Source organism: Paenibacillus gansuensis (assembly GCF_042684925.1).
GTDB classification, from domain to species: Bacteria; Bacillota; Bacilli; order Paenibacillales; family DY6; genus Paenibacillus_N; species Paenibacillus_N gansuensis.
Window position 1 is genome coordinate 474,299 of sequence record NZ_JBHUME010000002.1, and the last position, 18,019, is coordinate 492,317.

An 18,019-nucleotide genomic window follows, 5' to 3' on the forward strand; every position below is an offset into this window, starting at 1 on the left:
TGATATTTGTCATGTAACCTGCTCCAAAACTGTCACGCAAAAGAAAAAAGAACCCCGCCTCAGCGGAATTCTTTGAATGCTATCGACTTTTTGCCGCATTTGGAGCAGTAATAATCATCTTGAGGAATCACGTGGCCGCAGGTGCATACTTTCTCATTCTTCAGGTTCAACACCTGCTGTTCCAGCGCCTGAACCTGGTTTTGCAGCTGCGCAATCACTTTGCAGTGGTCAATTACGGAGGGTTTCGTATGGATCGGCTCTCCCGCCTGGTACGCAAGAAACACAGCCTCGCCGATCAGAGCTTGATGGTGTTCGATTTCTTTTTCCTTGGATGCAATTTGCGACTTGATCTTGGTCATCTCGATTTTATTCTGAGCCAGCTTGGCTGCATCCGTCGCACCCTGCTTCACTTTCTTAATCAGGTTCATCCCGTCGCCCACCCTTCCTGGGTTTATGTTGGCTTATGGTTGATTTTATGCGGGAATAGGGAAAAAGAAGTCTATTTACAGAAAAAAACCGGCGCTGCCGCACCGGTTCGGTTGTTACTTTCGGCCCCAGGTCAGGGAAGCCCATTTCTCTTCAAGCCAGCTCTCGAACTCGTCGCCTTTGTCGCCTTCGTAGGTGTCGTACAAGTCAATCCGCATTTTGCGGAGCTTGTCCTTGAACTCTTCATAAGTATGGCCGTGAGGCAAACTTTTCTTAATCCGTACCAGCGTCTTCGTTACGCCGCCGGGCAGCAGATCTCCTTGCTTCCGCACGGGCTGCCCAACCTGCTGTCCCAAGTCCTTCAGCTTGCGGTAAGCCGCCTGCTGCACGGTAAACACGGGATCATTGGCAAGCCGGTTCGTCAGGACGTCTACGGTCTTCGGGTGGTTATACTGTCCCAGCTCTTCCACAGCCGCCAGACGGTCTCTCCAGCTCGACATACGGTTTGCGTTCTTCTTCAACTGTTCATAATGCTCGGGTAACTCGTTCTTCATTTCTGTATGTGCCAAAACTATTCATTCTCCTTATATCGTTCAATTGTCGGTATGCTCTGATTTCTCCGCTTTACTGGCCGCAATCTTGGCGGCATGCTTGACGCCTTTGCTCTTGTAAGGCTTCGGCGCCGTCTTATTGGCGGACGCCTGCCACCGGTTCCAGCCCTTCTTGCCCGTACCCCGGCCGGTCCCGCCTTTGGCTTTCGTCATATGATCACTCCGTAGGGTTCCTGGACCATCAGCCGAAGGCTGTCCAGTTTCTGTTAAGGATGCCACAATTCCTGTATTTTCATGTGTACCATACAGTGTACCATAGCCTGACGGATGTAGAAAGGTTTCCTGTGGATAGGATTGGCAAAGGTGACGCAAACTAAGTTGGAATATTTACACAAGGAGCTGTCTTCTATGGACGCAGGTACCCGGAAATTATCCGCAGATTTGAAGACAAATGAAGAAACTCTTGTCCGGCTCTTATTTAAGGCGCCGGACTTAGTGGTCCACTATTTCTTCATGAGCCAGACCGGAACCCAGGCTTTTATCGCGTACTTACGGGGGACAACGGATCTGAACCTGCTCCAAAATTTCGTGCGCGACCTGCAGCTGCGCTCGGACGATACCCGGCAGCTGCGCTCCGTGCTTGCCTATCATCAGACGAATCGGGTTTTTGACTGGGACAGCATCAGCACCGGCTTGCTGGAGGGACAATCCGCTTTATTCATACAAGGCGATCAGGGCGCCTATTTATGCAATTTTTCCTCCTGGCCGAAACGCGCTTTAGTGGAGCCGGAATCCGAAGTTACTTTGCGCGGAAGCCGGATCGGCTTCATCGAGTCGGGAGACACCAACATCGCGCTCATCCGCAAACTCATTCCAGACTCCCGGATGCGAATGGATGAAATGAACGTCGGGGAACGAAGCCAGACGAAAGTTACCCTGGCCTATATCGACGACATTGCCGATAAGGATGCCGTCGAGGAGATGAAGAGCCGTATCAAGCAAATCAAGGTGGATTCCATCATTAACACAGGTGAATTGGTGGAGTACATCGAGGATAACAACTATTCCATCTTTCCTCAATTTCTGATTACCGAACGTCCCGACCTGGTTGCCTCCAATCTGCTTCAAGGCAGGATTGCGGTCATTCTGGACCGGTCTTCCTACGTATTAATGGGGCCCATGTCGTTCTTATCATTTTTCAGCTCCGTGGACGATATTAACATCCGTTGGCCAATCGTATCTTTTTTGCGGCTGCTTCGTATTATTGGACTGCTTATTTCGATCTTTCTGCCTTCCATCTATATAGCCATGGTCTCGTTTCATTATGAGATTATTCCTATTGACCTGGTGCAATCGATTGGTAGTTCCCTGGAACGGGTACCGATTCCCCCGATTGTCGAAGCGATGTTCATGGAATTGTTTCTGGAAATGCTGCGGGAGGCGGGACTCCGGCTGCCTAACAAAATCGGACAATCCGTCGGCATAGTAGGCGGTATTGTTATCGGACAGGCCGCCGTTCAGGCAGGGCTTGTCAGCAATATCATGGTTATCGTTGTAGCGTTGACCGCCATCGCCTCCTTCCTTCAGCCCAACCAGGACATGGCCGCAGCCGTCCGGATGATCCGCTTCCCCTTCATGCTCGCTGCTTATGTGATGGGTTTAGTAGGCATCGTCATCGGCATTATGATCCTGGTGGCCCACATCATCAGCCTTACTTCACTGAAGATGCCTTACACCACGCCGGTCATGCCCCTTCGGCTTCGTGACTGGAAAGTCACTTTGTTCCGGGCACCGCTGCCTTTTATCAAGAACCGGGTAAGTGCGGCGAACCCGCATAATACCCGCAAGAAGAAATAATCGGGGAGGTGCCCTTATGCAGATACCCAAAAAAGAACAGATTACATTCAAGCAATTTGTATTCTACATCTATAAGACCCAGATCGGCATAGGGGTGCTTACCTTGCCGCGGATTGTAGCAGAAGAAGCAAGCACGGACGGCTGGATCTCCATTCTGATCAGCTGGGGGGTGACCTTGCTGATCGGTATTTTCATTATCGGCTTGCTGCGAAGATTCCCCGGACACACCCTTTACGAAATTCTGCCGAAACTGTTCGGAAAGGTGGCGGGGTCCGCCCTTACGCTCCTATGGGTAGTATACAGCTTGTTTTCTGCAGGTGTCGTACTGTTTACGATGGTGTATATCATCCAGGTATGGATCCTGCGCAATACACATTTCGTCGTTCTGGTGATCACTTATCTTCTGCCCATTTATCTGATTGCGAAACAGAGGCTGCAAGTTCAGACCCGCTTTGCCGAATTCGTCTATATCTCAACGTTATGGATGCCTCCTCTTCTGTTCTTTTCTCTGCGGGACGCGAATGTACTGAACATTCTGCCTATCGGCAAGGAGGGAATCGGAAACGTTTTGAAAGCTGTCCCTTATACACTGGCACCGTTGTTGGGATTTGAAGGTGCCTATTTCCTGCAGCCTTACTTGAAAGACCGCTCCAAAGCGTTGAAAGGGGTAACGTTAGCTGTATCGATGGCTGCTGTTCTTTATCTTTTCGTGGTCATCATCTCCTTTCTTTGCTTTAACGAGAATGAAATACAGGATTATTTTTGGCCTACGCTTCAGCTTCTTAAAGCCATTACGCTCCCTTTTATAGAAAGGTTCGAGATTGTATTCCTAGCGTTCTACCTGACGATTGTCGCACAAACCATTATTCCGTATCTGTATTACTCCGCTGCCGGCTGTTCCAGCCTGCTCAAGCTCCGCGACCATAAATGGCCGCTCTTTGCCGCAGTTATTCTGCTGATCATTCTCTCCTTGTCGTATGAACCCGATGAACAGATCATCAGCCGTCTGGGCAGCATTCAAAATTGGGTGGGGATGGGGATGGCATACGCATTTCCTATACTTATATGGCTGTTTGCCGTTCTGTTCAAGAGAGCCCGAAAGGAGCCCGCCGGATGAACTGGAGCAAAATTCTTCTAACAATTTTTGCATTAACTCTGCTCAATGGGTGCGCGGACCGGATTGAGCTGGAGGAGCTTTCGCTCATCATGACAATCGGGTTGGATGAAGTCAAAAAAGGTCAGCTGAGCGTTGAAACAAAAATTCTGGATTTCAATAAACAAGAGGAAGCCGCCGAAGTTCTCATCCCTACAACAGGGAGGTCCATCCGGGGAAACCGGTCCAAGCTAAGCTCGATGAGCTCAGGTATTTTGGGTGCAGGCAAGCTGCAAATTGTCGTTGTAAGCAACCGTCTCCTTAAAATTGAAGATGTCTATCCCTATTTGGATGTTTTATACCGCGACGCCAAAATATCCAATGAAGCTCTTGTCATCTCATGCGACTGTAAGATTTCAGACCTCATGAAGATGAAATTGCCGCAAAATCCGCTTGTAACGGAATTTATGCGCAAATTAATCGATACGGGCTATACAGAAAATTATACGGTAAGGACGACGCTTCAGAAATTCCACTTTTTTCATTACGAGAAAGGGATTACCCCATCCATTTCCCAAATCATTCCCCGTCAGGATACAATCACTCTGAAGGGGACCACCTTACTCGACAAGGATGGAAAGTACGCAGCCAGCCTGAATTTGAAGGAATCCTTTCTGCTCCGCCTCTTACAAAACAAGCTTAGGCCGCCGGGAAACTACAGTACGGCAATTCCTCATAAGAAAGAATCGCTTCCGATTAGCATGGATATTAAAAGAGCCGATGCCAAAGTCTCCGTATCCTATCGGCAGGGAACCTACCGTTATCGGGTGAAAGTAGCCATTCGGGGCGAAGTGACTGAAGTAATCGGAACCATGGAGGCTAACAAAAACCTCGACTGGCTTCAGAATCAGCTCAATCAGAAGCTGAAGACAGAAATGACTGACGTCATCGGGAAAGCACAACAGCAACAGACCGACCCGTTCGGGTTCGGCCTGTATGCAAGAGCGCATCTATATCAGCAATGGTTAAAAGACAAGAACAATTGGGGCGAGGCATTCTCCCGTGCGGAAGTCACCGTGGACCCCGACGTGGTTATCAAACGGGTCGGTGTTGTGAAATAACCCTCCTAATGTGGAAAAGACGGCTTATGAAGGCTGCAGTCCGGTATCGTTTGGATGGAATCGTCAAAGGCACTGAGCTTCTTCAGGAAATAACACGATTCGGGCAAGTGGTGTTCGAGAAAGCGCAGCGTCGTCCGGGACAGGACACGGGTACCACGGTATAGCCGGATGACTCTCACGACAAATTCATAAAACTCAACAACCGTGACGGCCGTTTCGACAGCAAGCTGTTTTTCCGCTTCAAAGCCCGGCTGGATAAAGCGAAGATATCCTTTAAAGGCATCATTCTTGAGCAGGTGCGCCTGAAAAATCCGGGAGTAATTATTAGCCTGTTCCGTCAGCCCCAGCTCGATCGGGTCCAGCACATTGCGCAGCAGCACGGCATGCCCGACTTGGTCCTCCAGCCATAAATCCAGCAGGCCGTTCAACGGCAGTTGTTCGGGTTGGAGCCCTTCCATGTAGTAGGTGAGCAGTCTCAGATATTCCTGGTTTTCATTCAATGTGCCGTTAAAATAAGTCGGGGTCAGGTTAATATTGACCTGGTCCAAAATCCGCAGCCTCTGCAGATCTCCCTCAAACCGGAAATAGCCCAGCGCAACCGGGTAAGCTTCCTTCGCCAGTTCGACAAGCCCGGGATTGTCCTCCTTACTGGCCGGATCTATCGTATTCAGCCTGCTTCGCAGATTCCGGAACGCCATGATGTACTGCTCAGCCGTTTGCACGTACGATGTTTCCGCCGGCGATAATTGGTCAAATACGAATATGGCATGATCCTCAAGAATTTCCAGCCAAAACCGGTGCTCTTCCCATGGGTTTATGTAGCTTGCCGCTCCGTTAATGGTTGTCCCCGCCTTTCCAAGTAAAAATTCACCTATGAATGTATATGCGGGAAGGGACAAAGATTGACCTTATTTCTCTGGTGCAGCGGTCCTTAGTCACTTATGGTAACCAATTTCTTTATCCTGTTGTGCGATTACCATAAATACAGTAATGTTGGCACTCTCATCAATTAATCGACACTAAATTGCCATAATAAGCGTCTATGACAACAGGATTTGGTAATTTAATGTCTTTGCTTAAGAGAACCTCGGCATTTTCGCGAAAATAAGGTAGTTAGACAGCAGAATAGGGAAATTCGTTACCATATAAGTCACTCGAGTCATGAAATTTACTGTGCGACTAGGACGATGCTAAAGACCCCCGCCATCCTGCGGGGGTCACATGTACGTTTCTAACTTCTTATCGAGTACCGATCTGCAGCAGCATGGCCAGCATCCTCGCCGCTTGCAGGCGGGTTGCCTTATCCTTTGGAGCAAATCGGTGTTTCGGTTTGCCGGTAATGATTCCGGCTTGCTGTACAGCCTGCACCGCTTGCAGCGCATAGGAGGAAACAGCTTCCTTATCCGCGAACGGTACCGCCGCAGCTTCATACGACGACGTATTTAAGTAAAAAAAGAAAACCGCTCCAAAGAGCAGCTTCCTGATTTATTTAGACTGCGGTTTCCGTCCTTGCTGAAACCACTCCGATTTAGGCTTGCGCGACGGGTTCTGCTTCTCACTCCGGCCTCGGCTATGACCCTCGCTGCGACCCGCACCTTGGCTACGGCCCTGACCCTGCCTTTGCCCCCCGTTACTACCGTTAGCCTTGGCAGGTCTCGCTTCGGTCTGTACGGAAGCGGACGGCCGTTTGCCGACGGCGGAGCCTTGCTTACCTGCAGGCTGGGCGGCCAGCATCATCGGGAACGGATGCTCCTTCACCTGCGGCACCGTTTTGCGGATGACTTTCTCGATGTCCTTCAGATACGGCAGCTCTTCCTCTTCACAGAAGGAAATGGCAATGCCGCTTTGGCCCGCCCGACCGGTCCGGCCGATCCGGTGCACATATGTCTCCGGGATATTCGGCAGGTTGAAGTTGATGACATGGGACAATTCCTCGATATCAATCCCTCTGGCGGCGATATCCGTGGCAACGAGCACGCGGGTGGCCCCGCTTTTGAAATTGTTCAAAGCCAGCTGGCGCGCATTTTGCGACTTATTGCCGTGTATCGCTTGAGCCGCCACCTTCGCTTTGGCAAGGTCACGTACTACCCGGTCTGCTCCGTGCTTCGTGCGGGTAAAAACAAGTGCCGATACAATGCTTTTGTCCTCCAAAAGGTAGTTCAACAGCTTCTGCTTATTCGCCTTTTCCACTAAATAAACCGACTGCTTAATGCGGTCTACTGTCGACGAAACCGGCGTAATCTCCACTTTGACGGGGTCGACGAGCAGCGTCTTCACCAGCTTCAAAATTTCCGGCGGCATCGTTGCCGAGAAAAACAGCGTCTGTTTTTTGGCAGGCATGCGGGAAATAATCTTCTTCACATCGTTGATGAATCCCATATCCAGCATCCGGTCGGCTTCGTCCAGCACCAGAATTTCCACATGCTGCAGGTCGATCTGCTTCTGGTTCATCAAATCCATCAGGCGGCCAGGCGTGGCAATGACGATATCCGCTCCTTGCTGCAGCGCGCGTTCCTGAACCTTTTGAGAAACGCCTCCTACAATCGCCGTACTGCGAAGCGTTGTAAATTGGCTGTATGCCTTCAAATTATCCGATATTTGTATAGCCAGCTCCCGAGTCGGTGTCAGAATCAAGGAACGGATGCGGCGCGGGCCGGGAGGTCTGCTCTGCTGCATCAGCCTTTGAATCATCGGCAGCGAGAACGCGGCAGTTTTCCCGGTTCCCGTCTGGGCGCAGCCGAGCAGGTCTCTCCCTTCCAGAACGGCCGGAATGGCCTGTTCCTGAATAGGCGTCGGCGTTACATAGTTCTCTTTGGCAAGCGCCTTGAGAATCGGGGAAAGCAATTGTAAGTCTTGAAAAGTCATGGGTTCTCCTTTTTAACTGCATATAGTTTCGTTCGTGAATGTACATGTTGTGCATGGATGATAAAGCCTGCCTTAAATAGAGCTTGGACAAGGCAACACATAAGGATACCATTTGTGAGGGAAATAAGATACATCGACTGTTTTCCTGAAAGGGTTGCTAGTGACCGGACAAACCACCGTAAAGCTTCAGAAACCAAAAACTCTCCCGGCTTGAATTGCCGGGAGAGTTTCTTACTTTTTACTTTCCGCTGCCAGCTTATCCGCCGTCTCCAAGGAGCCTTGGGCTGTAACCTGCAGGTCTTTTAAAGCCTGCTACACTGTTTTTTTTGCCAACCATAACAAACTGAATCTCAGCTGCCGCCATCTCGTCAAAGTTAAAGTTTTGGGGATATTTCGTATAATCAATCAAGCTTTTGCTATATTTCAGTATATAGGTATAAAATACCATTTTTGAGAGTTAAAGGACTTCCCCCGCGAACCGCTTCCGAAACTCGGACGGCGACATGCCATATCGTTGGCGGAATACCCGGTGAAAATAGGTGTAGCTTCCGAACCCCGACGTTTCCGCAATCTGCTCAAGAGTCAGCAAACTGTACTTCATCCGCTCCTCGGCGGTGAGCATGCGAAGTTCCATCGTGTATTCGATCATCGTTTTGCCGAAACATTCCTTGAATAAGTGAACCGCCCTCGACACGCTCAGCCCCACATGGTCCGCAACATCCTGTACCTTGAAGGAGGAAACGGCATTTTCTTCGATAAAAGCTTTCATGCGCACCGCTGTAAAAGGCCTGCCGGAAGGAGCGGCCGCATCCTTGATCGCCTGTTCCATACTCAAGCACAGAGCCTGCAGCAGCAGCTGCAGCAGTTCTCCGTTTTCCGCTGCAAACCTTCTTTTTTCCAGGATAATATGCCTCCACAGGGAAAGCAGCTTTTCATCCAGATTGATCCTTACTCTTTGCCGTTTCCCCTTCCGTGCCCACCATTCGTCGAGCCAAGCCCCCTGCGCAAAAACATAATAATCGCCGCTCCCGACCATCGTCTGGCCCAGCTCGTTCACATGCTCTTTGACTGACAATTCATAGGGATCCCCGGGCTTAAACAGCAGCAAATCTCCTGGTTTCAACGTCACCATCGCCCCGTCGACCAGCGCCTGCGCAGACCCTTCGGATTGTAAGCGAAATAGATAACTTTTTAAACCCTCACGCAAGTTGATCGAAAATGGGATCGGGTGGTAAGAATATCCACATGTTAACACCTCTGCCAGCATAGAGGACCCTCCGGTTCGTTTCAGATTTATAGCAAAATAGTTCATGTTCTAAGCACATCGTGCATAGCCATTATACGGCATGTCTTTTTATAATGGAAACATCCCCGCAGCCCTTTTGCGGATAACCAACAACAATTATAAATAATGGAGCGTGAATCGGCATGAGAAAGCTAGGACTCGGTTTGCAAATGTATACATTACGTGACGAAACGGAACGAGATTTCGAAGGTACGCTTCGCAAAGTGGCGGCGCTCGGCTACGAAGGCGTAGAGTTTGCCGGCTACGGCGGTAAATCCGCGGAAGAAGTCCGCGACCTGCTGCAAGAGCTGAACCTGAAAGCAATCGGCGCGCATGTCAGCTTACAGGCGATCCGTGACAATCTGCAAGGTGAAATCGCTTACCTGAAAACGATCGGTGCGAAATATTTCATCTGCCCATGGCTGCCTATCGAAGATTATCAAACGCCGGAAGCCTGGAAGTCTCTGTTCACCCTGTTTGAAGATGCCGGCAAGGCTTGTCATAACGAAGGTTTGGTTTTCGGATACCACAACCATGCGTTTGAATTTGAACAGGAAGTGGACGGCCAATTCGTATTTGACGCGCTGTACTCTTCCACCTCTGCTGAGCAGGTGCAAGTAGAAATGGATACGGGCTGGGTGCAATTCGCAGGCCAAGACACACTTGCTTACATTGCGAAATACGCAGGCCGCCTGCCGCTCGTTCACTTGAAAGACTACCGCAAAGGCGAGCAAGGCGAAATGATCACAGTTGAGCTGGGCAACGGCGAGCTGCCGCTGGTAGACATTATCTCCGCAGCCGACAAAGCCGGTTCCGAATGGATTATCGTAGAACAGGACAACTGCCAGAACCCGCCGCTGGAAAGCGTGGAAACCAGCATGAACTGGATCAAAAACAATTACCTGGTATTGGTTTAATTTTATCATTAGAGGAGAATCAACTTAACTATGTCCAAAAAATTACGAGTAGCCGTCATCGGCTGTGGAGCTATTGCTCAGCGCCGTCATATCCCCGAGTATGAAGTGAACGAAAATGTGGAGCTGGTTGCTTTCGCCGATCCTGTGAACGAGCGCGCCCAGCTTTATGCCGACAAACACAACGCCAAAGCATACATGGATTACGAAGAGCTGCTGAAAGAAGTAGAGGTTGATGCCGTGAGCGTATGCACACCTAATGCACTGCATGCTCCGGTTGCGATTGCTGCAGCAAAAGCCGGGGCTCACGTGTTGGTAGAGAAGCCTATGGCTGTTTCCACGGAAGAAGGCACAGCTATGATCGAAGCTGCACGCCAGAACGGTGTGCAGCTGATGGTAGCGCATAACCAGCGTTATATGCCGCCTCATGTGAAAGCAAAGGAAATTCTGGACTCCGGCCGTCTGGGCAAAGTGATTACGTTCCGCACCGCTTTCGGGCATCCCGGCCCGGAAGGCTGGAGCGTGGATGGACGCAACAGCTGGTTCTTCCGCAAGCCGGAAGCTTCCATGGGCGCCATGGGCGACCTCGGCGTTCATAAGTCGGACCTGATTCGCCACCTGCTCAGCGATGAAGTGTCCGAAGTCGGCGCTTTCGTCGGCACCATCCATAAGGAAGGTACGGACGTCGACGATAATGCTACTTGCATCCTGCGTATGAGAAGCGGTGCGATCGGTACGCTTACGGCGAGCTGGACGTACTACAAAGGCGGCGACAACAGCACGATCATCTGGTGCGAGAACGGCGTCCTGAAGATCGACACCGATCCGGTGGACAATGTCATCGTGGAGCTGACCAACGGCAACGTGGAACGCTACCAGGTCGGAGCGATGGCAACGAACGAGCAGCAGACCCACAGCGGTGTTGTGGATGCGTTCGTAACCCACATCCTCGAGGGCACCACGCCGCTGGTCTCTGGCGAAGAAGGCTTGAAGTCGCTGCAGGTGATCCTTGGCGCTTTCGAATCTCAAGCAACAGGCAAGAATGTAAAGCTGGATTAAATCATAAAGACCGTTCCTGCACGGAGTCGTGCAGCGGACGGTCTTTTTTTGTTTAGAGGGCATCCCGATCCTTCTCCTTCGCAAGCTAACGAATCGTGGACACGTTATTTCGAGGAAATCAGAGTGTTTCTGGAGCTAACGAATCGTGGTAACGTTATTTGGTCCAAATGAGCACGGAATGGGTAAAATTAGCTGAAATAAGGCCGCCTCGATTCGTTAGAATTTGAAACTGCCGATTTGAGTTCAAATAAGGTATGTACGATTCGTTAAAAGCGGCAACGTGCTGATTCAATCCCGCTCAACAAGATAGGCCCCCGGAAGACAAGCTTCCGAGGACCTTACTTACTCACTTATCACTGCTGCTGATACTTCTCCCACGATCCGATGCCCGTGCTCATTGCATACAGACCTTGGCCGCTCGCATTTGGATCAGTCATTACATACTTGTTATTGGCCACGGATTTATAGCTTACCGTACCGTCACTGTTGTTGATAACTTCGAACTTCTCCCAGGTACCGATGGAGTTAGAGATCGCTTCCAAAGGCGAGTTCGTTTTGTTGATATTGGCAAGTACGTATTTGCCATTGTGTGCTTTAAAAGTAATTGTACCATCGCTGTTTGTGATTTTCTCGAATTGCTCCCATGTGTTGGCACTCGAGGAGATCGACTGCAGCGGATTATTGGTTACATTCGTGTTGGCTGCTACATATTTGTTATTAGCAAGGGAGTATAATTTAATGTTGCTGCTTGTCGGAGGAGGCGTCGTAGTACCGGAACCGCTGCCTTCGTAAGCGCCTTGATCATAGCCGTTGCCTTGCGGTCTAGCCACGGAGACGAACAAGTTCTTGATTTCACCTTTGCCTTGGATGTACGTCCAGTTCGGCGCATAACGGAACCAGGATACAGGCTGATTGGAAGATGTTTTCGTCAAAGCGCCTTGATCGAAACCGATGCTCGTTGCAGGTGCGCCGTTCGAAGTACCTGTATCGATGCTTGGCGAAGAGGATTGCAGACGGAAGTTAGCGTTGTCACCATCCACAAATAACGGGTTGCTATACCCGGATTGACCGGCAATGTTGTTGTTGCTGAAGGTGCTGTTCGTGAAGCTGCTATAAGTCCACATGCCTTGGCCGAAGGATTGGTGAATGACGTTATTTTTCACTATGGTGTTGTCAGCCGCATCGCTTCCGTAGTAGCCTAAACCGGAACCGCCGTGCGTATAGGAAGGGTCTTTCCCGTTTTCATACAGTGTGTTGTTGATAATTTTCGAATAGCTGCTTTCCGTGATCGCAATTCCGGCTCCGCCATTTTCAAAGAACACATTGTTCTCGATGGTAGCTCCGCCTTTGTAGAAGGACAGGTCCACGATCGCACCGTTACCGTCCGTATGAGCGGAAGAAACGTCGATGTTGTGATACGAAACGTTATTTTTGATATAGTTATTTGTTCCATACATGCCCCAGAAATTGATTCCGCTCGACCATGAGCCCGTGTTCGGATCATACCCGGTACGTCCTACCAGGTTGTTCTCCACAGTTACATCGCTTGCGTTCATAATGGAGATGCCGTTTTGTCCGGCTTTATCCACGATATTGTTGCGAATGATCACGTTGGACATCGTCTGGTACGGGGAAATCTCGCGGTTGTCGCTCTGGCGGATCGCCGGCGTTGTGTACCCCAGATTAATGCCCGAACGCCAGAAATTCTGCAGAACGAAGCCCTCGATAATGATGTAGCTGCCCTTACCCGTGCCTTGATGCGGTTCGCCATAATAGAAACCCACGCCTACCGTGCCGCCGCCGTCAATGATCGGAATTTCACCGGGATAGTTGCGGATCGTAATATAGTTGCCCGCCGTACCCGATTTGGACAGGTACGTTTCTCCGAACGTGTAAGTACCGCCGCGCACATAAACAGTATCTCCCGGCTGAGCCACTTCCATAAATTTATTAATCGTTGCAAAAGGCTGCGAAAGCGTCCCCGGATTGGAGTTGCTGCCGTTTACCGCCACATAGTAGGAGGCCGCAGCATGGCTCTTAGGAGCCGTTAAAAAGCTGAACAAGCTCAAAACCATCGTAAACATGAGCACCAAAGCTAACCATTTCTTAGTACCTTCAGTTTGTACCCAACTCATTATCTGCATTCCTCCTGGCTATAGAATAGGATCGTTCAGACTGACCTGTTGTTGAGTCGCGCCTCCTTCCTTATCAAAGTAACTGCTTGCATCGGTTCGGTAAGAGTATACTATGGGGGCAAAAATCCGATCTATCTCATTCCGTACCTTTCCTGACAGTATCGTGACTTGCACGGCAAAAAGGAGCCGTTTGCGGTTTCAAACGACTCCTTCTTATCCTGTTATATTGCCCCCTGTGAAGATGGCACCGCGTACAGCTTTACTTCTGTCTCTTAATTCCCGTACACTTCGAACTCCCATAAAGAGTATCCGTAAGTGGTGCCTCTTTCAGTACCGTACATCCGGACATACCTTCCTGTACCGGATAATCCCGTTAGATCTTCGGTGCCGCCGGTCCCATTCGTTTTCGTATAAATATCAGTCCAGGTTGCGGCATCGTTCGAGACTTGGATCTTGTAATTTTTTCCGTAAGCCGTTTCCCAGACCAGCTTTACCCGGTTAATCTGTTTGCTTGCGCCCAAATCCACATAAATCCAGCTTGGATCCTGGGAGGTGCTGGCCCACCGGGTGCCCATATTGCCATCCACCGCCTGTGCGCCGGTCTGACTGGTACTGTCATTAGTGGAAGTAGATGCAGTCTTGTTGGCAGATAACAAACTGCTTGTTACTGCCGTTCCATAAACCTCGAACTCCCATAGAGAATACCCCCACGTTGTTCCCCTTGCGGTCCCATAAACCCGGACATAACGCCCTGTACCGGATAGGCCTGTTATATCCTCCGTACCGCCTGTTCCGCCTGTTTTGGTGTAGATATCGCTCCAGGTTGCTGCGTCATTGGAAACTTGGATCTTATAATCTTTTCCGTAGGCCGCTTCCCATAGGAGCTTCACCCTGTTGATCGAGTACTGAGCCCCTAAGTCTACGTATATCCAGCTAGGGTCTTGCGAGCTGCTCGCCCAGCGTGTACCCGTATTGCCGTCCACCGCTTGGGTACCGGTCTGACTGGTACTGTCATTAGTGGACGTAGCAACCGTCTTATTCAAAGCGAGATTGGTGCTGCTTGCCGTATCGGTTGTAACAGTCAGAGCATCGCTGGCTGTTGATTCATTCCCGGCAGCGTCCCTGGCTTTTACCGTAAACGTGTATGCCGTGCCTGCTGACAAACCGGAAACTGTGTAGCTGGTTCCGGTAATGAGACTGCTGTTTACTTTCGTAGAGCCATTGTACACATCATAACCGGTTACTCCTACATTGTCTGTCGAAGCGGTCCATGACAAACTTACGCTGCTGCCGGTCTTGGATGGAGATGAAAGGTTCGCCGGCTTGGACGGGGCAGTAGTATCTCCCGTTCCTGCAGAACCGTATACTTCAAATTCATAAAGGGACACTCCCCAATACGGATTTACCCTTTGAGTGGCCGTCATCCTGATATAACGCCCCGTACCCGAAATTCCGGACAAATCGTCCACTCCGCCGTCTCCCGAAGTTGCAGCATAAATTTGGGTCCACGAACCTCCCGGATTATCTGTCATTTCAATCTTATAACCCGTAGCGTAGGCCGCCTCCCACCTTAATCTGATGCGGGAGACATTTTTGGAACTTCCGAGGTCGATATAAATCCACTGCCCCGTATCGCTCGCTGCGCTTGCCCAACGTGTGCCCGTATTGCCGTCATTCACCTTGGTCTTGTCAGTCGATGTTTCGTTGTCTGAAGAAGAGGTCACCGGCTGATTTAATGCCAAATTCGTACCAATGCTATTCGTTGTAACTGATAACGGACTGCTGGCCGCGGACAGATTATAAGCTGCATCAACTGCCTTCACTGTAAAAGAGTACGCAGTATTGTCCATAAGCCCGTTTACGGTGTATGAGGTCTGGGTTGTATTTCCGATCAACGCCCCGTCCTGATAGACGTTGTATTTGGTCACAGCTACATTATCGGACGAAGCGGACCAGCTTAAGTTCACGCTGGAATCCGTCTTGGTCGGTGAATTCAGATTCCCTGGAGACGTCGGGGCCTGCGTGTCGCTGCTTGGCGTCGTGAATACCCTCAGCTCCGCTATGAACATATCCCCGTAAGGCGCCTTTGCAACCCGGACATACCGGTATGCGGCGGTATCGGTGGAGTTGGCCGCCCAAGTACCTTTTTCCTCAAAAGGTTCGCTCCCTCCGGCACCTAGCGCAGTTACCGTGGAGTAATCCGAGAAGGAACTGTCATTGGAAACCATGACAACAAAGTTCGTTCTAGGTCCTGTCCAGGAATAACAGCATGGATCCTGCCTGGTAACCATCTCTACCCTGGTAATCGGTATCGGACTGCCGAGATCCACTGTCAGGTATTCGTCCGTTACCCCCTCGCTATAAACAGAGGCCCAGCCTGTGTTGATATCTCCATCCACAGCTTTAGCAGGCACATAGCTGCTATCGTAATAACTGACGGAAGAGGCGCTCTGATTCAAGGCAAAATTATTCGACAGCGCGGCGCTCGAAACAGTAACAGTAACATCGCTGCTGGTTGATAAATCACCGTCCTTGGCTGTTAAACGAAGTACATACGTACCTGCCGCAGAAAAGGCCGCAGTTGTCTTGGCCACATTCGGATTGCCGAAGGTGACGGTGCCCGGACCGCTGACCTTACTCCAAGTTGTCTTTACATAAAGACCTAGGGGAAGCCCGTCATCTGAGACGGCCGGATTCAACTGAAGTGTAGATGTTAAAGCAATGCTGCTGTTGCTGCCTGCGCTTACGGCAGGAGCGGCATTCGTGCCCCGTGCAGGCACTTTAGTAAGCAATCCTGTGTAGCCGGATTGAAGGCCTGCACCGTTAATAATGGATTGAACAGCGGATGGCGGACTGCTGGCGGTATATAAAGTTGCTTGTTCTATCGTACTTTCTGTTGCTTGATTGACCCAAGTTTGGGTAGTTGCGTAATTGCCTGTTATGTTCAAAAACTTGATGGAGGGCTTCCATAAATACAGCCAGTTTGGTTGGGGATCTTCTACAGCGTTGTTGAACACATCGGCATACTTTGAAGTTTCGTCCAAATACAGGCCTGCATAATCGCCGTACCCTTTTTTGACAAAGTTGTTCTTGATCACGCTACGGTTTTCTGGGGCACTGTCGCCTAATGTGGCCCATGTGTAAATTCCCCCGCAATCTCTTGTGACCTTCATATAATTGGTGACTTTGTTGTTGCTAATCGTATTCCGCCGGGTCGGGTTGACGGAATCGTCAGGAGTCCAGCTGTTAACCGAGATCCCGCAGTACGGAACTTCGGAAATATCGTTATAGGAAATGTTCGTATCCTGGGAGAAATAGGGCTGGATGGCCGGAGCCCCCATGTACTCCTGTCCGATGTAACGCAGTACGTTGTTCTGGACCGTATTAAACTTGGGAGTTTCTTCCCACGCCTTGTCAACAACGGCTCCGGCTTGCGTACCAATCGTGACTCCCGCTTCCGAAATGTCATAGAACACATTGCCGATGACATTCGTGTGGTTTGCGTAAAGGACTGCTAAGCCAATAGACCCTAAATTGCGGAAATCATTATCCTTAACGTCAATATACTCTGCAGCGTCAATCTGAACTGCCCCTGGAGGGTGTTCGGCCAGCGAAGTGTTGGCGGGTCCGTCGGGTCTGAGCACCCATTCCGCCTGGTTGGCGAACATCCCTTCCGTACTCGGTTCATTCCAAGCGGTATGCTTGAAGGTCAAGCCTTGGAAGGTCAAATACCGTACCTTGGACGTTAAACTGCCGCCCTTCACATCAATCAGCGTTTTGGTAACCGGATAGTAGGCTTGAACAGCAGATAAATTTTCCCCGGATTTCGGATAATAATATAGCTCCTTGGTGCTCTGGTTAAAATACCATTCCCCCTGCCTATCCAAAAGGCTAAGATCATTTTCAATATAAAAAACCCGGTTGAACGAGGGGGTAGTGTCGAAAGGGGTATTATTCAAGGCTTCATTGAAATAAGGCTGATCCATGTTCAAAGCCTTATCACCGTTCGTCAGGGACACAACGGACTTTATCGGAAGCCGGTTGTCACGCCAGGACACTTGCTGATGGATTTCGGCCTTGCCTGGATCCGTCAGCGTTTCAAGCATGTTTCCGTTAACGATATACCCATCCCTGGATTCGGAGGTATTGGTATCGTTATACCAGCCCTTCCCCGCAATCGGCAGCTCAGTCCGGGCACGTGTGCGCCTTTCTCCATCGATATAAAAATTCCTGAAGTCAGTTACTGTGTTGGGAAGTGTAATCTTGTAGTAGGACTTGCCCGGGACCAGTGACCATGTTCCCGTAACCTGCTGTCCTCCGCTCAGTACCGGCGTCTCGCCGTTGTAGGCTTTATAGATGATTCGCTTGTCGGCTGCCGCTCCGGAGTCGCTTTCATTGAACACAATGGCAGAAGTAACCGGGTATGTGCCGCCCCGAAGCTGGACTACGATATCGCCGGTCATACTGCCTTTTACGGTACGAACAACGTCCCGTGCTTTCTGAATAGTCTTAAACGGACCGTCGGTGCTGCTTGCGTTAGGGGCAGCCAGCGTGCCGGACCAGTTGTCATTCCCATTGGGGGACACATAATAGGTCCTCCATACAGCTGCCTCGGCTACCTTAGCCGCACCAGCGGGTAAATAACTTGCCAACATACACACAATCAGCATGAAGGCATACATGTTCATTCGCTTCCTCTTCATCACAATACCT

14 protein-coding genes are annotated in these 18,019 nt (G+C 50.3%); 5 read left to right on the forward strand and 9 right to left on the reverse strand.

Annotated elements, in window-relative coordinates:
- Positions 1–59 precede the first annotated feature (59 nt).
- The 3 genes from ACFSUF_RS02320 to ACFSUF_RS02330 form a co-directional block, all read right to left on the reverse strand.
- A complete protein-coding gene (locus ACFSUF_RS02320; RefSeq protein WP_377599699.1) occupies positions 60–428 on the reverse strand; it encodes a hypothetical protein in 369 nt (122 codons plus the stop codon).
- Positions 429–542: 114 nt separating this feature from the next.
- Positions 543–995 (reverse strand): HEAT repeat domain-containing protein, encoded by a 453-nt coding sequence (locus tag ACFSUF_RS02325; RefSeq protein ID WP_377599701.1) that lies wholly within the window; start codon positions 993–995, stop codon positions 543–545.
- Between the two features lie 24 nt (positions 996–1,019).
- Positions 1,020–1,190: a DUF3934 family protein gene (locus ACFSUF_RS02330; protein ID WP_377599703.1), complete on the reverse strand. Its 171-nt coding sequence runs from the start codon at positions 1,188–1,190 to the stop codon at positions 1,020–1,022.
- Between the two features lie 195 nt (positions 1,191–1,385).
- Between ACFSUF_RS02330 and ACFSUF_RS02335 the strand changes: the two genes are divergently transcribed.
- From ACFSUF_RS02335 to ACFSUF_RS02345, 3 genes are read left to right on the forward strand one after another with little or no spacing between them, the layout of a single operon-like run.
- Entirely contained in the window at positions 1,386–2,834 is a 1,449-nt protein-coding gene (locus ACFSUF_RS02335; protein ID WP_377599705.1) for a spore germination protein, read from the forward strand.
- A 16-nt stretch (positions 2,835–2,850) separates the two neighbouring features.
- Positions 2,851–3,951: a GerAB/ArcD/ProY family transporter gene (locus tag ACFSUF_RS02340; RefSeq protein ID WP_377599707.1), complete on the forward strand. Its 1,101-nt coding sequence runs from the start codon at positions 2,851–2,853 to the stop codon at positions 3,949–3,951.
- Entirely contained in the window at positions 3,948–5,048 is a 1,101-nt protein-coding gene (locus tag ACFSUF_RS02345; protein WP_377599709.1) for a Ger(x)C family spore germination protein, read from the forward strand. Before ACFSUF_RS02340 ends, ACFSUF_RS02345 begins: the two co-directional genes overlap by 4 nt.
- A gap of 5 nt (positions 5,049–5,053) precedes the next feature.
- Here ACFSUF_RS02345 and ACFSUF_RS02350 read toward each other — a convergent pair whose 3' ends face one another.
- The 4 genes from ACFSUF_RS02350 to ACFSUF_RS02365 form a co-directional block, all read right to left on the reverse strand.
- Positions 5,054–5,947 carry a DUF2935 domain-containing protein gene (locus ACFSUF_RS02350; RefSeq protein ID WP_377599711.1) on the reverse strand — a complete coding sequence of 298 codons (894 nt, stop codon included), beginning with the start codon at positions 5,945–5,947 and terminating at the stop codon, positions 5,054–5,056.
- A 340-nt stretch (positions 5,948–6,287) separates the two neighbouring features.
- Positions 6,288–6,416, reverse strand: a complete 129-nt coding sequence (locus ACFSUF_RS02355; RefSeq protein WP_377599713.1) for an S-layer homology domain-containing protein — start codon at positions 6,414–6,416, stop codon at positions 6,288–6,290.
- Between the two features lie 117 nt (positions 6,417–6,533).
- Complete coding sequence (locus tag ACFSUF_RS02360; protein WP_377599715.1) at positions 6,534–7,913, reverse strand: DEAD/DEAH box helicase; 1,380 nt, start codon at positions 7,911–7,913, stop codon at positions 6,534–6,536.
- 457 nt (positions 7,914–8,370) lie between these two features.
- On the reverse strand, positions 8,371–9,180 hold the full coding sequence (locus tag ACFSUF_RS02365; protein WP_377599717.1) for an AraC family transcriptional regulator: 810 nt from the start codon (positions 9,178–9,180) through the stop codon (positions 8,371–8,373).
- Positions 9,181–9,341: 161 nt separating this feature from the next.
- Between ACFSUF_RS02365 and ACFSUF_RS02370 the strand changes: the two genes are divergently transcribed.
- Positions 9,342–10,115 carry a sugar phosphate isomerase/epimerase family protein gene (locus ACFSUF_RS02370; protein WP_377599719.1) on the forward strand — a complete coding sequence of 258 codons (774 nt, stop codon included), beginning with the start codon at positions 9,342–9,344 and terminating at the stop codon, positions 10,113–10,115.
- Between the two features lie 30 nt (positions 10,116–10,145).
- Positions 10,146–11,171 (forward strand): Gfo/Idh/MocA family protein, encoded by a 1,026-nt coding sequence (locus ACFSUF_RS02375; protein WP_377599721.1) that lies wholly within the window; start codon positions 10,146–10,148, stop codon positions 11,169–11,171.
- Positions 11,172–11,524: 353 nt separating this feature from the next.
- Here ACFSUF_RS02375 and ACFSUF_RS02380 read toward each other — a convergent pair whose 3' ends face one another.
- Complete coding sequence (locus tag ACFSUF_RS02380) at positions 11,525–13,306, reverse strand: right-handed parallel beta-helix repeat-containing protein (protein WP_377599723.1); 1,782 nt, start codon at positions 13,304–13,306, stop codon at positions 11,525–11,527.
- Between the two features lie 272 nt (positions 13,307–13,578).
- Positions 13,579–18,009, reverse strand: a complete 4,431-nt coding sequence (locus ACFSUF_RS02385; RefSeq protein WP_377599725.1) for a discoidin domain-containing protein — start codon at positions 18,007–18,009, stop codon at positions 13,579–13,581.
- Between the last annotated feature and the right edge of the window lie 10 nt (positions 18,010–18,019).